This is a genomic window from Thalassospira sp. CH_XMU1420-2 (assembly GCF_037029325.1).
GTDB classification, from domain to species: Bacteria; Pseudomonadota; Alphaproteobacteria; order Rhodospirillales; family Thalassospiraceae; genus Thalassospira; species Thalassospira povalilytica.
In genome coordinates, this window is record NZ_JAYMEG010000007.1 from 120,683 (window position 1) to 134,120 (window position 13,438).

Sequence of the window (13,438 nt, forward strand, 5' to 3'; positions counted from 1 at the left end):
CGACGGAGAGACAATGAAACTGTGAGAAACCGGCGAACCGGTTCGGGCAAAAGCAAAAGGCCGGGTTCGTGATCAACCCGGCCTTGGAAATGTGATGTCGCTTGTAAGCGCATGCTTATCCGGTTTTGCTATAACCGATCTTGTGATCGAGCGGCATTTCAAAAAGTCCGGTCGTATCAAACTGTTCAAGGGCCGATATCCATGGGGCGAGATCGATATTCTGCGCCTTGATCCAGTCCGGGTTGTAGTAGGTGTCGCGATAACGATCCCCGCCATCGCACAGCAAGGTCACAACCGATCCGGTTTGCCCGGCCTTTTTCATTTCAGTGATCAGTGACAGGGTCGCAATCAGGTTGGTGCCGGTCGATCCGCCGCAGCGTCGGCCAAGATGCCGTTCGAGATAATAAAGTGCGGCAAAACTTGCGGCATCAGGGATGCGATACATCCGGTCAACCACGGTCGGGTTGAAGCTGGGTTCGACGCGCGGGCGGCCAATGCCTTCGACCCGTGACCCTGTCGTTCCGGTGACCGAGCAGTCACCCGTTTCATACGCATCATAAAAGACCGAGTTTTCAGGATCGGCGACGCAGAGCTCGCACCCCTGGCCCAATGTGCGCCCATACCGGATATAACGCCCGATGGTCGACGATGTGCCGCCCGTGCCGGCCCCGACCACAACCCATCGCGGTACCGGATGAGGTTCGCGTTTGAGCTGGTCAAAGATGCTTTCGGCGATGTTGTTATTGCCGCGCCAGTCGGTTGCCCGTTCGGCAAAGGTGAACTGATCCATGTAGTGACCGTCAAGTTCACGGGCCAGACGCTGGGACTCTTCGTAAATCTGGCCGCTGTGATCAACCAGATGACTTTCGCCACCATAAAAGGCGATCTGATCGATCTTTTGCTGCGAGGTCGATTTCGGCATCACGGCAATGAAGCGCAAGCCAAGCAGACGGGCAAAATAGGCCTCTGATACGGCGGTTGACCCGCTTGATGCCTCGATAATCGGGGTGTCCCGAGTGATCCAGCCATTGCACAATCCATACAGAAACAGCGACCGCGCCAGACGATGTTTCAGGCTGCCCGACGGGTGGGTCGATTCATCTTTCAGATACAGCCCGATGCCATCAAGTTTTGGCAACTCAAGACGGATCAGATGTGTGTCGGCAGAACGATTGAAATCAGCTTCGATCATGCTGATGGCGTCTGCCACCCATTGGCGGTCATATGTCATGTTGGTTCCTGACATCTGTTGGATCACGTGGTTTCGACCTGTGCGGATCGGCAATGGGCATCTGTGTAGGAGATTATAATACAAAAAACTACAGTGAAATTGTGTCGATACATTTCTGCAATCACCTGTTTTTTAGGAGATTGGGCTTGCTAACACTTTTTTCAAAGCTAACCTCTAGGATACAAGGTTCCCGATTCTTCCGACCTGACTGGATGGCCCGAAAATCATGGCTGATGACGACAAAGATCCGTTTTCCACACGACATGGTGCATCTGAAATCGGTGCGGCCTATGACGTGCCGGTGCGCGTTTCGACCGTGATCGGCAAAAGCCAGATCCAGGTTGCGCAATTGATGCGTCTGACCCGTGGTGCGGTGCTTGAACTTGATCGCAGGGTCGGGGAGCCGGTTGATATCTATGTCAATAACCGGCTTGTTGCGCGCGGCGAACTTGTCGTGGTTGATGAAAACCTGGGCGTGACGATCACTGAAGTCGTCAAGACCGGTACGATCATCGAGACCCATCACTAAAATTCTGACCGCAGCGTTATGAAAGCAAACCCGCCGTTTCTCGGCTGATGGCGGGCATTTTGTCATGCGAAGGAACTTGTAAGGTTCGCAGGCGTTTATCCCTAAACCCCTTTTAAACCCCGCAGTCCGGCCACTGTCTGTTGTGGCAGTTGGCGAACTCATTCAGCCGAGGGCTATCTCATGATTAATCTTCTGACATCAGGCCTTCTGGCTCTGATCGGTCTGGCACTTTCCGTTGGTGGTGCCTGGCTGATTGCAGTCGGAGGGAGTTGGTATTACGCGCTTGCCGGGTTGGCATTCCTGTTGGCAGCGTATTTGTCCTTTGCGCGTAAACCGGTTCTGTTGCCGTTTTATGGTGCGTTTTTATTGGCAAGTCTGGCCTGGGCTGTTTGGGAGACCGGGTTTGACTGGTGGCAACTGGCCCCGCGTGGCGGGCTGATTGTCGTGATTGGTCTTTGGCTGATAACGCCAGTGTTTCGCAAAACACTTGTTGCTGCGCCAAAGGACAATGGATCGCCGGAAACAAATGCGAAGCGTTCCTTTGTGCTTGAAGGCAGCATCGTGATCGCCGTCATCGTTGCTGTCTATTCCATGCTGAACAATCCCAACGAAATCGAAGGCAATCTTCCGTCAGATGTGGTGGCGGAAAATCCGCAATTTGGTGGGACGGTCCCCGATGGTGACTGGCATCAATATGGCCGTACCCCGTATGGGCAGCGTTATTCGCCGCTTGATCAGATCACGACCGACAATGTTGCATCACTCGAACAGGCATGGGTTTATCAGACCGGCGATCTCAAACGCGAAAGTGATGTGCCTGAAACAACCTATCAGGTGACCCCGCTTAAGGTGGGCGAGACGCTTTATCTTTGCACCCCGCATAGCTGGGCGATTGCGATTGACGCCAAAACCGGACAGGAAAAATGGAAATTTGATCCGGGTGTTCCGGAAAATCCCGATCGCCAGCATCAGACCTGTCGCGGGGTGACCTATTACAAGGATCCGGCAACTACCGAAACCGGCCCCTGTACCGAACGGGTGTTCCTGCCGACATCGGATGCGCGTCTGATTGCGCTTGATGCCCGGTCGGGCGAGGTTTGCCCGTCATTTGGCGATGAAGGGACCGTGCATCTGGAAACCAATATGCCCTACAACCCGGCGGGGTATTATTATTCGACGTCGCCGCCGGTTGCTGCTGATGGCAAAATCATCATTGGCGGGGCTGTGAATGACAATTATTCGACAAAATCGCAATCGGGCGTCATTCGCGCATATGACATCAATACCGGCGCGTTGGTCTGGAACTGGGATTCCGGAAACCCGGAACAAACCGAACCAATCCCGGATGATCAGACCTATACCGCCAATTCACCCAACAGCTGGTCTGTTTCAAGTGCGGACGAGAAACTTGGCATGATCTATGTGCCGCTGGGGAACAAGGTTCCCGATCAGTTGGGCATGAACCGCGATGAAAATGTGGAAACCTATTCATCGTCGATTGTGGCGCTAAGCCTTGAAACCGGGCAGGTGCAGTGGGTGCGCCAGACGGTGCATCATGATCTTTGGGACATGGATGTGCCAGCACAGCCGGCATTGTTTATATTACATTTAATATAGTTCGTTATTATTCAGAGCTCTGATTTAAAAGAGTAAATACAAGTATATTATTATTTTTGTTCATACAAAAACTGTTCAGTCAAATTGTATAGGCGGTTAGAAGATAAATGCATCAACACTGACTCGATGAAAATAGATTGGCCAATTGATGATGATCGCATGTATGTAACCCTACAATGTAAATATACAGGATTGCATCTATCGGTGCGTAAACTCGAAATTATCAAGGTGAAAATAGATTTCTGGCTACCAAGTGTAAAAAGCCGACAGATGAATTTTGGGAACGGATCAGAAGAGATTTAAAGTTCTGAGTGCTGGCTGGTATGTCATTTAAAATGGGCGAGGGGTGAACTGTCTTGTATTAAAGTCAGCCTTGTCTGGTTCACCCCTCGCCCAATCAGTCAATATTGGGATGCTAGTAACTTGCTCGACGTAACCTCAGTGCATTCGCAATGACTGATACCGAGGATAAGCTCATGGCTGCAGCTGCAAACATTGGTGAGATGAGAATGCCAAAGAACGGATAGAGCAGACCCGCAGCAACAGGCACACCGGCTGCGTTATAGACCATCGCAAAGAAGAGGTTTTGCCGGATATTGCGCATCGTTGCTTCCGAGAGTTCTCGGGCTCTAACAATCCCGCTCAAGTCACCTTTGACGAGGGTGAAACCAGCACTTTCAATTGCAACATCAGCGCCCGTACCCATCGCAATTCCGACATCAGCCTGAGCAAGAGCAGGGGCGTCGTTGACGCCATCACCTGCCATGGCTACCTGATGGCCTTCAGCCTTGAGTTCCATAATTAAATTGGCTTTGTCTTCTGGGGAGACATCGGCCCGAATCTCGTCAATGGAAAGTTTATTGCCAACGGATTTTGCTGTTCGTTGGTTGTCACCGGTTGCCATGACGATTCTGAAGCCTTGCTTCTTGAGCGCCTTTAAAGCCTCCAACGTCGTGTCCTTGATCGGATCGGCTACGGAAATGAGCCCGGCAATTCTTCCATCAATAACGACATGCATTACCGTCTCCCCCATATCTCGCCGATCATTTGCTGTTTTATCAACAGCAGAATGATCGATATTGAGAGTCTGAAGGAGTTTGCTATTACCTAGGGCAACCGACTTGCCACCCACCTTTCCGGTGACGCCCTGACCGGTTACAGCTTCAAATTCCTCTGCCTTATCAAGGGACAATCCGCGCTCCTGAGCAGCACTGACAATGGCGTCAGCCAATGGATGTTCGGATCCCTTTTCCAGCGCCGCAGCGACAGAAAGAACTTCCTCCTCCTGAAAATCCGGTTGGGCGATTACACCTGCAAGTTTTGGTTTACCCTCTGTCAAAGTCCCGGTTTTATCGACAATGAGCACATCGATCTTCGCAAATCGCTCCAAGGCCTCTGCATTTTTAATGAGCACACCAATTTGTGCACCACGGCCGGTCGCTGTCATGATTGACATCGGCGTTGCCAAACCAAGGGCGCAGGGACACGCAATGATCAGAACAGCAACCGCTGCGACAAGCCCGTATGACAATGACGGATCGGGCCCCCAGATGGCCCAAGCGACGAAGGCGATCAAAGCAACCAGGATAACAGCAGGCACAAACTTGCCTGCAACCGTGTCTGCAACCTTTTGGATTGGCGCTTTGCTTCGCTGAGCATGGGAGACCATATCAACGATTTGGCTCAAGACAGTATCTTTGCCAACCCGTTTGGCCAGGATGATCAGGCTGCCATTTCCGTTGATTGTTGCTCCGGTGACATCGTCATCTGGATTTTTTTCAATTGGAACGGGTTCACCCGAAATCATGGATTCATCAACTGACGACCGTCCTTCAACGACAACGCCATCGACAGGTATCTTGTCACCTGGGCGAACCCTCAAACGCATTCCGACGGTTACATCCTCAAGAGGAACTTCTCGTTCAGAACCATCATCTTCAATAATGCGGGCTGTTTTCGCAGCAAGACCCAATAACGCTTTGATTGCCGAGCCGGTTCGTTCCCGAGCCCCCAATTCCATTAGTTGGCCAAGAAGCACAAGGACAACGATGACAGCTGCAGCTTCGAAATACACACCGACATGTCCCTGTGCGTCTCTGAAGCCATCAGGAAAAATACCCGGAGAAATCACTGCGACGACGCTAAATATATAAGCTGCGCTAACGCCCATCCCGATCAAGGTGAACATGTTGAGAGAACGGTTCACCACAGAATGCCATCCACGAACCATGAATGGGAAGCCGGACCACAGGACAACAGGCGTTCCGAGAACCAACTCCACCCAAAGAGTAACGCGTTCTCCAATCATTTCCCGGATGAAACCCAAACCAACAAACGGCCCCATCGTTAGGACAATCAGCGGCACCGTAAGAGCTGCGCCTAACCAGAATCTCTTTTTGAAATCCCGAATCTCGGGGTTTGGTGCGTCATTTTCTGTTGGCATATCCATCGGTTCCAGTGCCATTCCGCAGATCGGACAGGAACCAGGTTCGGATCGTATGATCTCTGGATGCATCGGGCAGGTGTAGCGACCCGAAGTCGATGACGAAGCGCTGTTTGCAGCAGATGTCTCTTCCTCTGAGGACAATACGCTCTCAGGAGAGCTATCGAACTTGCCCTTACATTTCTGCGAACAGAAATAATATGTCTCACTGCCGTACCGAGAGCGTGGTGTATCGGCATCCACCGTGACCGACATACCGCAAACAGGATCCGTCGACTGTCCTGATTGATCAGACATTTTGTGATTATCCTGGTGCTTCTTATGATGATGATCAGACATGGTCTGCTTCCTGCTGTTATGCTGCAATGTCACTGCGGATAATCAATGTTCTGAGTGATCGTGACTGTGCGCCTTGGCCGATTGGTTTATCCAGTTTGACAGGAACCAACGTTCAAAAATGAACACAGCAACGATCATCAAAGTTGCAATGAGAACAATGGATGGGTCGCTTTGCAATTTCATGCCGGCGAAAACGAGCAGCACGATGATGTCAAAGACAATTGCTGTAATCATTACAAAGCCGCGTGCTCCTATTTCTTGTCGTAGGTACTTAAAGCATCCCCAGTGGATGAGCACATCCATGACCAGATAGAAAAACACGCCAAGTGAAGCGATCCGGCTTAAATCAAAAAAGATTGTCAACAGCGCTGCCACGACAACCGTGTAAACAAGTGTGTGGTCTTTGATTGAACCCGACATTCCAAAATGACTATGCGGGATCATCTCCATATCGGTCAGCATCGCGAGCATTCTTGACACCGCAAACACGCTTGCTAGCAAACCGGACGCCGTCGCAACGACTGCGAGCAGCACAGTCAGATAAAATCCGATGGGCCCCAATGCTGGCTGTGCAGCTTGGGCGAGGGCATAGTCTTTGGCTTTTATCAGTTCGTCCAAGTCAAGGCTTGAACCAACAGCAAGCGCCACGAGAATATATACGACAACGCAAATCAGGATTGAGAACGTAATCGCACGACCCACATTCTTATGAGGGCTCACGATTTCAGCACCACTGTTTGTGATCGTTGTGAACCCTTTGAAGGCCAGAATTGAAAGAGCAATTGATGCGACAAAACCGGCCAATGGAAAGCTCGCGCCGTCGGGTGATGACGGCTCGAACGAGTATCCACCAGCCCACAGCGCTGCAATTGCAAACAATGCAATGCCGCCGATCTTCAACGCGGCCATGACCATTGAAAACAGGCCAACCGATTTGTTGCCAGCTCTGTTAACAGCATATGCAAAAATTATCAGGCAAACACCCAATACCGGTATAAGAACTTCAAGCTCTGTCAGGTCAAACGCGCGCAAAACATAGGTTCCAAATGTTCTTGCGACCAAACTCTCGTTGATGACCATCGAAAAGGCCATCAGCAATGCTGCGCCGCCTGCTATGGCTCCCGGCCCGTATGCTTTTTGGAGGATCATTCCGATCCCGCCTGCAGACGGGAAAGCATTGGACATCTTGATGTAGGTATAAGCACTAAAAGCAGTGACAAGTGCGCCAAACAGGAACGACAACGGGAACCACTTTCCTGCAAGTTCGGCAATTTGTCCGGTCAAAGCAAAAATTCCTGCTCCGATCATAACACCGGTGCCCATGGATATGGCGCCAAGGAGCGAGATACTGTTTTTCTTGTATTCTGCCTGATGATCCATTCCTGCCTCACATTTGGTGTTTTTGGTACGCGATGCCGTTTGCTTCTTGCAGCTCGCGTATATAACGAATGATCCGTGCTACCTGTTCCGAACTGACCTGAGGCTGGGCTGGCATATCGCCAAAGGGCCAGTGATGTTGTTTTGCCCCGTTTTGAACAGCTAGATAGAATGCGCGATCTGAATGATGTCCCGGATTGTAGATTCTGTGCATCAGCGGCGGGCCTTGCTCTGTGCCTGTTGCATTGCCTCCGTGACAAGCAACACAGTTCATATCGAAAAGCTGGTTTCCTACCATGGCTTCCTTGCTGAAACTGGGGAGCGCAATTCCGCTATCGGTCAGTTCAAGATCTTTGATGTCATCTTTCCCGGGCAGAAACGAATTCAGGGTCATGGCGATGATCCCTACTGCGAAAAAACCGATAACCAAATACTTTGGCCAATTGATTTGTTTTTTCATTTTCTTCGGGCCTTTGTTTTATGCGTATGTATCAAATATTCGAAGACACGTGAGACCAAGGGAACTAGTCAACCCTGGTCCTGTTGCTGCCGCCTATTGATTTCGCTGAACTAGCTTGGCGATACGTGAGTTTGTCGGCTAATTGCGCTGCCATCGACATAGGTATCTGGCGACACTTCAAATTTCGAACGACAGGTGTCTGAACAGAAGTAGAATACTTCACCGCCATAAATGGCTGTTTTGGCGATGCGCGGATCGACAGTTTTATGACAAACCGGGTCAACGGCGGACTGAGGGTGCTCCCATCGGATTGCCTCAGCCTGACCGTCCGCTTGTTTCTTATTGTGGGTGTGCTTTTTGTGCCCAAACATGTGAGCACCGCAACCAAAGCGCATCATCAATATGATGAAGGCTCCCCAAAGCAACCAACTGAGAATATTTTCCATTTCTCTTCGCCATCCCATAAATACCTTTAGGTATGACTGTTCCGTCTGAAAGCAGCATGGTGCAGAACACCAAGGCTCGATCTGTACGCATGCCATCGGCAGGTGCAGAACCCAGAACAGTTATTCGCTATTTGTTCGGGAGGATCAGGATATGGGAGGCTGGAAAATCCATGACCGAGATACCGGCTGAAGGGACACTTCTTCTATCCCGTTCTGTACATGGGAAAACTCGGAAACCGGTAGGATAATCTCGGTAAGGACCGCTGATGTGGAGTGACAAGAAACCTGAGGGCAGCACGAAGCCAGGTCATGCTGGTGTTCAACGTCAAAACCATTGAGTTCTGCAGAATGCGCAGGAAAAGATCCAGTCGACGCGACTGCAATATGGGGAGCAAGCATTATAGCGCTAATCCCGACGAGCAGGATCAGTACGGCGCGTATTAGTGCTTGCTGTGCATTCATTGATCAAACTTCCTTTGGGCAGTAACGTAACACTTATGCCCTTAAATATCGAGTTACGTTGACCTACCTCAATTAAGGGGACGTTTTTTTTAACCGACTTCAGACAGAACCGTTACATCTGCAAGCCGGTTGTCCGTACTGTTGATTTCCTTTGAGATGTAAGGTTTGATTTCGGAGTATCTGACGTGAGCATCGGCTTGCGCCTGATAGTAGCGAAAGAGCTCTTTTAGCGGAGCGCCCATGTCTTTGTATGCAGTTAATACTGCGATTAGAGCCCCGAGCGTGAGATCGCCTTTTATCACCAGATACCCTCCAATTGTGTAAAAGAAGAAGGGCGTCATCTGTGATATGAAATTGTTTAAAGACTTCATGGCGAACTTGTTCTTGTGGATAGAGAGACGAAGGTCGTGAAGTCGCTTGTATGACCCGTAAATATCCCGGGCACCTGGCTGGTTATCGTTTGAGATGTTCCCTATCTTCTCGCCGAGAACTCTGACTTCCTTCAGCCGCGTTCGAGACAAAGCATTAATTTTCTTCTGGAATCTGGGGATGACAAAAATCTGAAGCGGCAACAGTGCGGTTGCGGCGATGCCCAAAACCAAATCTTGCACGAGCATGAAAGTCAGAATCGTCAGGAATGTACCGCCTTGTAACAAAGGCAGCACAATCGACTCTGCAGCATATCCAGCTACGGGCTCTACCTCCTGCACAATAACCGGAATCAATTCCCCTCCTTTGGGGGATGGCTTTCGAAAGCTGAATTTTGAAATATCAAGCCGTAGGCGGCGTGACATGTGTTCTGCCAGCGCACCGGATTGCAAATTAACCTGATATTTCAGCCAGCCATGCACGCCAATCGCCAATAAAAAAAGCAGACAGAGAGTAAGTAAAGCCGTCGTTTGAGAGAACTCCATTCCTAAATAGGTAACTGGAAAATGTCCTGACTCAATGGCGTTGTTGATGATCAACTTCGGAAGCTCGAGGCTCATGTAAAGAGCCGGCAAAGAGGCCGTCGCCAGTAGCCCCAGTTTTATCTGCCGTTTCCATGAAGCTCTGAATATGTACTGCAGGAGCGCTGTTCCGCTCTTTGACGAGGGCTTTTGAGCCTGTTGCGCAAGAACAGATCTGCGGCGTCTTAAAGCCCTGTATCCCGTCGCGCTGAGAATAATAATTAGCGCAACCGGCACCCCAAACACCACCAAATGGAATACAAGATGAACCCACCAGTGTGCATCGCTTGATATGTAGTGCGTCAAGCGATGCCCCATATCGTGGACGATTTCCATCATTGTAGTTAGGTTCCTTGAGAAGGTTCGGCAAAACAGACAGGGAGGAAAGTCCTCCCTGTCGTGTGATGCTTAGAAAAGAAGGCGGAGACCGGTTACGAGGTAAGTTGCCTCGTAATCTTCGCCGTCATCTTTTGCAAAGTCTGCGGTTTTGCCGAGTTTCCGCTCATAGGCAACCCCGATATACGGTGCAACGGCACGGTCGATGAGGTCATAGCTAAGCCGCAGTCCGATCTCTGCGCTTGAAAACCCGCGTCCGACCTCAATCTCGCGATCGTCAGAGAACGCAGCATTCAGCTCAAGCGAAGGTGTGAGGATTAAACGATTGGTCAGCAAGCCTTCATACTCAACATCAAGCCGCGCACTGCCGTCTCCGGTCTCGCTGACAAACAGATCAGCGTCGACTTCAAACCATTGAGGAGCAAGCCCCATGATTCCAACGGTTCCATACCAACGATCTGTTGTGCTTGGCGTATCCAGACGAATACCGGCTTTGGCATCGAAAAAGTCGCTGATTGGTGTTTGCAGGACCAGTCTGTTCTCGAAGTTTTCGTAAAGGTCGTTTTTGAGATCACGCTCGCCTTCGCCTTGCCAACGTAACTTCAGTTCATCGGTGCCAACAAATGCATCACCATCCCAAACGAAAAGATTTTCCCCTTCGTCACCAGAGCGGTATTCAAACTGCTCCATTTGAATGCCATAAAAGATGTGATTGTCTGCTTTGGCAGTGAACGAGAAGGACAGGATCGTGGCAAGAACACCACCACCAATCGCGGCCAAAGTTAGTGTTTTCATTGTTATTGAACTCCATTCTCAAGTGCCGCGACGGCTGGACCGCCCTCTACAACCACTTTTCGGAACATGCCAGAAGCCATGTGATAGCTAAGGTGACAGTGGAAAGCCCATTGCCCAGGTTCATCAACTTCGGTTTCCGAATAAACGGTCATGCCAGGGTTGATATTGATGGTGTGTTTAACCGGATCCCATTTACCGTTGCCGGTATCGAGGATTGACCACATCCCGTGCAAATGCATCGGGTGTGACATCATGGTCTCATTGACGAACTTGAAGCGCACCCGTTCGCCATATTTCAAGCGGATAGGTTCTGCATCTTCATATTTGACGCCATTGATTGACCACGTATAGCGTTCCATGTTTCCGGTAAGGCGCAGTTCAATTTCACGCGTTGCAGGCCGTTCAGGGTACAAAGGCTTCTGTGCCTTCAGGTCGGCATAGGAGAGGAACTTTCCGCCATTGGCTGCTTTTGGTGTCAAACCACTTCCAGCGGCATAGAAGGGGTCATCTTTGGACATTCCCATCTGAGAATGATCCATTCCGGCCATATTCGAATGGTCCATTCCAGCCATACCGTTCTCGTTACCACTGCCCATCGAAGAATGATCCATTCCGGCCATGCTACCGTGATCCATTCCCATGTCCGCCATTGTCAGCAACGGAGCGTCCATGCGTCTGGCTGGCATTTCAGCTTTCAACCCTTCTTGCGGCGACAACGATCCGAATGCATAACCCGAGCGTCCCATTGATTCGGCCATGATTGCATACGGCTTTTCAGCTGTCGGCTGAACAATCACGTCGTATGTTTCTGCAACCGAAATGCGGAATTCATCAACCTTGACCGGTTGAACATTGTTGCCGTCGGCCTGGACAACAGTCATTTCAAGTCCCGGAATGCGGACGTCGAAGTAAGTCATGGCCGATGCATTGATGAAGCGCAGGCGCACACGTTCGTTTGGCTCAAATAGTCCGGTCCAGTTTTGTTCCGGTGATTTACCATTGATGAGGCCGACGAAGCCCTGAACGTCTTCAATATCTGTTGGCATCATGCGCATGCTGCCCCAGTCTCCACGTTCAGAGAGAGTTTCTCCCAATCCGTTTTCCGAAACGTCGGAGATGAAGTCTCCGAGCGTGCGTTGGTTACGGTTGTAGTAGTCCGGCATCATCTTTAGGTTGCGCAGAATACGCGCCCCGGAATGAGGGTGCTTGTCTTTCAGAACAACGACATATTCACGGTCGAACTTGAATGGCTCGCGTTTTTCGGGTTCGATAACAATTGAGCCGTAAGCGCCATCTGGTTCCTGGAAGCCAGAGTGGCTGTGAAACCAATAGGTCCCGCTCTGTTTGACAGGAAAGCGATAGGTAAAAGTCTCGCCCGGTTCGATCCCGGTGAAGCTGATGCCCGGCACACCGTCCATCTGGTAGGGAAGGATCAACCCATGCCAATGGATAGATGTAGTCTCGTCCAGGTTGTTCGTCACGTTGATGACGGCATCTTCGCCTTCTTTGAGGCGCAAGGTCGGACCGGGCGAGGACCCGTTATAGCCAATTGCTTTGGTTTTCATATCACCTGTGTCGATGGTAACGTAATCGACAGACAGATTATAGGTTGCCGCATACCCTGCTGTTGACACAGCAATAGTGCTTAGCGCCCCCAAAAGGGCACGCCCAAGAAGTTTTCTCATTCTCATGATCTCCGATGGTTGAGGTGCGCCAGAGGCAACAGGGAGGGATTCCCTCTGGCGCGAGACCCTGCGCAGTGGTTACTGCAGGCGAACTTTACCGACCATGCCGCTCTCGTAGTGGCCTGGTACATTGCACGCAAATTCAAGTTCTGCGTCTTTCGGGAAGGTCCAGATCACCTCGGCAGAATCACCCGGCTCCAGAAGCACGCTGTTCGGATCGTTGTGCTTCATGGTTTCGCCGTTCCCCATGTCCATTTCCATCATGTCCATGTTGATTTTGTCTGCTTCAAGGGCCCCATGTTCCATCATCATCATCATTTCTTTTTGATGGTCCGCGTGCATGGCTGCGGTGCCAATGTTGAACTCGTGAACGAATTCACCCTTGTTTTCGACTAGAAAACGAACGGTTTCGCCGCCGCGAACAACAATCTTTTCCTTGTCATAGAAATTGTCTTCCATCGTGATCCGAATTGTCCGGCGAACATCAGAGATATCGCCAGGCGCTCCGATTTCGACGCCATCTTTATGACCGCCACTATGACCCGCACCCGCAAAGGCAGGTGATTGAAGACCGACAAGCGCGCCAAGAATAAAGGTTGAAACGCTAACACGACGCATAAGGGAATTCTTGAAGTTGGGCATATACATGCTCCTAATAGATATTCAGTAAGAAGGCCCTTGTCCCATGTTCAATCACGACAACAGTCTGCGCTGCTGTAATTCAGGCAAAACGCTGTTTCATTCGAGGAACAGTGATTGAACCAGGCA

The 13,438-nt window shown here is 50.6% G+C and carries 11 protein-coding genes; 2 read left to right on the forward strand and 9 right to left on the reverse strand.

Features of this window, described 5'->3' with window-relative positions:
* Window positions 1–115 precede the first annotated feature (115 nt).
* A complete protein-coding gene (locus WA429_RS18860) occupies window positions 116–1,231 on the reverse strand; it encodes a PLP-dependent cysteine synthase family protein (protein WP_287466510.1) in 1,116 nt (371 codons plus the stop codon).
* Between the two features lie 226 nt (window positions 1,232–1,457).
* On the opposite strand from WA429_RS18860, the gene fliN reads away from it, so the two are divergent.
* Together fliN and WA429_RS18870 are read left to right on the forward strand one after the other, a co-directional pair.
* Window positions 1,458–1,760, forward strand: a complete 303-nt coding sequence (gene fliN, locus WA429_RS18865) for a flagellar motor switch protein FliN (RefSeq protein WP_068518627.1) — start codon at window positions 1,458–1,460, stop codon at window positions 1,758–1,760.
* Window positions 1,761–1,940: 180 nt separating this feature from the next.
* Complete coding sequence (locus WA429_RS18870; protein ID WP_287466511.1) at window positions 1,941–3,377, forward strand: PQQ-binding-like beta-propeller repeat protein; 1,437 nt, start codon at window positions 1,941–1,943, stop codon at window positions 3,375–3,377.
* A 415-nt stretch (window positions 3,378–3,792) separates the two neighbouring features.
* Here the strand turns inward: WA429_RS18870 and WA429_RS18875 are convergent, their stop codons facing one another.
* The 8 genes from WA429_RS18875 to WA429_RS18910 form a co-directional block, all read right to left on the reverse strand.
* The gene (locus tag WA429_RS18875; RefSeq protein WP_287466512.1) at window positions 3,793–6,159 is read right to left on the reverse strand and encodes a heavy metal translocating P-type ATPase; all 2,367 of its coding nucleotides are present in this window, start codon (window positions 6,157–6,159) and stop codon (window positions 3,793–3,795) included.
* A gap of 42 nt (window positions 6,160–6,201) precedes the next feature.
* Window positions 6,202–7,539, reverse strand: a complete 1,338-nt coding sequence (locus WA429_RS18880; RefSeq protein WP_068518364.1) for an APC family permease — start codon at window positions 7,537–7,539, stop codon at window positions 6,202–6,204.
* A gap of 7 nt (window positions 7,540–7,546) precedes the next feature.
* Window positions 7,547–7,996 carry a c-type cytochrome gene (locus WA429_RS18885; RefSeq protein WP_068518363.1) on the reverse strand — a complete coding sequence of 150 codons (450 nt, stop codon included), beginning with the start codon at window positions 7,994–7,996 and terminating at the stop codon, window positions 7,547–7,549.
* A 110-nt stretch (window positions 7,997–8,106) separates the two neighbouring features.
* The gene (locus tag WA429_RS18890; RefSeq protein WP_064781637.1) at window positions 8,107–8,442 is read right to left on the reverse strand and encodes a YHS domain-containing protein; all 336 of its coding nucleotides are present in this window, start codon (window positions 8,440–8,442) and stop codon (window positions 8,107–8,109) included.
* A gap of 551 nt (window positions 8,443–8,993) precedes the next feature.
* Window positions 8,994–10,193, reverse strand: coding sequence for a hypothetical protein (locus WA429_RS18895; RefSeq protein WP_287466513.1), 1,200 nt, complete (start codon window positions 10,191–10,193; stop codon window positions 8,994–8,996).
* Between the two features lie 69 nt (window positions 10,194–10,262).
* On the reverse strand, window positions 10,263–10,985 hold the full coding sequence (locus WA429_RS18900; protein WP_287466514.1) for a copper resistance protein B: 723 nt from the start codon (window positions 10,983–10,985) through the stop codon (window positions 10,263–10,265).
* A 2-nt stretch (window positions 10,986–10,987) separates the two neighbouring features.
* On the reverse strand, window positions 10,988–12,670 hold the full coding sequence (locus WA429_RS18905; protein ID WP_064781635.1) for a copper resistance system multicopper oxidase: 1,683 nt from the start codon (window positions 12,668–12,670) through the stop codon (window positions 10,988–10,990).
* A gap of 78 nt (window positions 12,671–12,748) precedes the next feature.
* On the reverse strand, window positions 12,749–13,312 hold the full coding sequence (locus WA429_RS18910; RefSeq protein WP_101270329.1) for a cupredoxin domain-containing protein: 564 nt from the start codon (window positions 13,310–13,312) through the stop codon (window positions 12,749–12,751).
* Window positions 13,313–13,438 lie beyond the last annotated feature (126 nt).

Bases quoted from the DNA above. Each gene is read 5' to 3' on its own strand.
- WA429_RS18910 (WP_101270329.1), bottom strand. From the start codon at position 13,312: ATGCCCAACTTCAAGAATTCCCTTATGCGTCGTGTTAGCGTTTCAACC.
- WA429_RS18900 (WP_287466514.1), bottom strand. From the start codon at position 10,985: ATGAAAACACTAACTTTGGCCGCGATTGGTGGTGGTGTTCTTGCCACG.
- WA429_RS18875 (WP_287466512.1), bottom strand. From the start codon at position 6,159: ATGTCTGATCATCATCATAAGAAGCACCAGGATAATCACAAAATGTCT.
- WA429_RS18890 (WP_064781637.1), bottom strand. From the start codon at position 8,442: ATGGAAAATATTCTCAGTTGGTTGCTTTGGGGAGCCTTCATCATATTG.
- WA429_RS18880 (WP_068518364.1), bottom strand. From the start codon at position 7,539: ATGGATCATCAGGCAGAATACAAGAAAAACAGTATCTCGCTCCTTGGC.
- WA429_RS18860 (WP_287466510.1), bottom strand. From the start codon at position 1,231: ATGACATATGACCGCCAATGGGTGGCAGACGCCATCAGCATGATCGAA.
- fliN (WP_068518627.1), top strand. From the start codon at position 1,458: ATGGCTGATGACGACAAAGATCCGTTTTCCACACGACATGGTGCATCT.
- WA429_RS18895 (WP_287466513.1), bottom strand. From the start codon at position 10,193: ATGATGGAAATCGTCCACGATATGGGGCATCGCTTGACGCACTACATA.
- WA429_RS18885 (WP_068518363.1), bottom strand. From the start codon at position 7,996: ATGAAAAAACAAATCAATTGGCCAAAGTATTTGGTTATCGGTTTTTTC.
- WA429_RS18870 (WP_287466511.1), top strand. From the start codon at position 1,941: ATGATTAATCTTCTGACATCAGGCCTTCTGGCTCTGATCGGTCTGGCA.
- WA429_RS18905 (WP_064781635.1), bottom strand. From the start codon at position 12,670: ATGAGAAAACTTCTTGGGCGTGCCCTTTTGGGGGCGCTAAGCACTATT.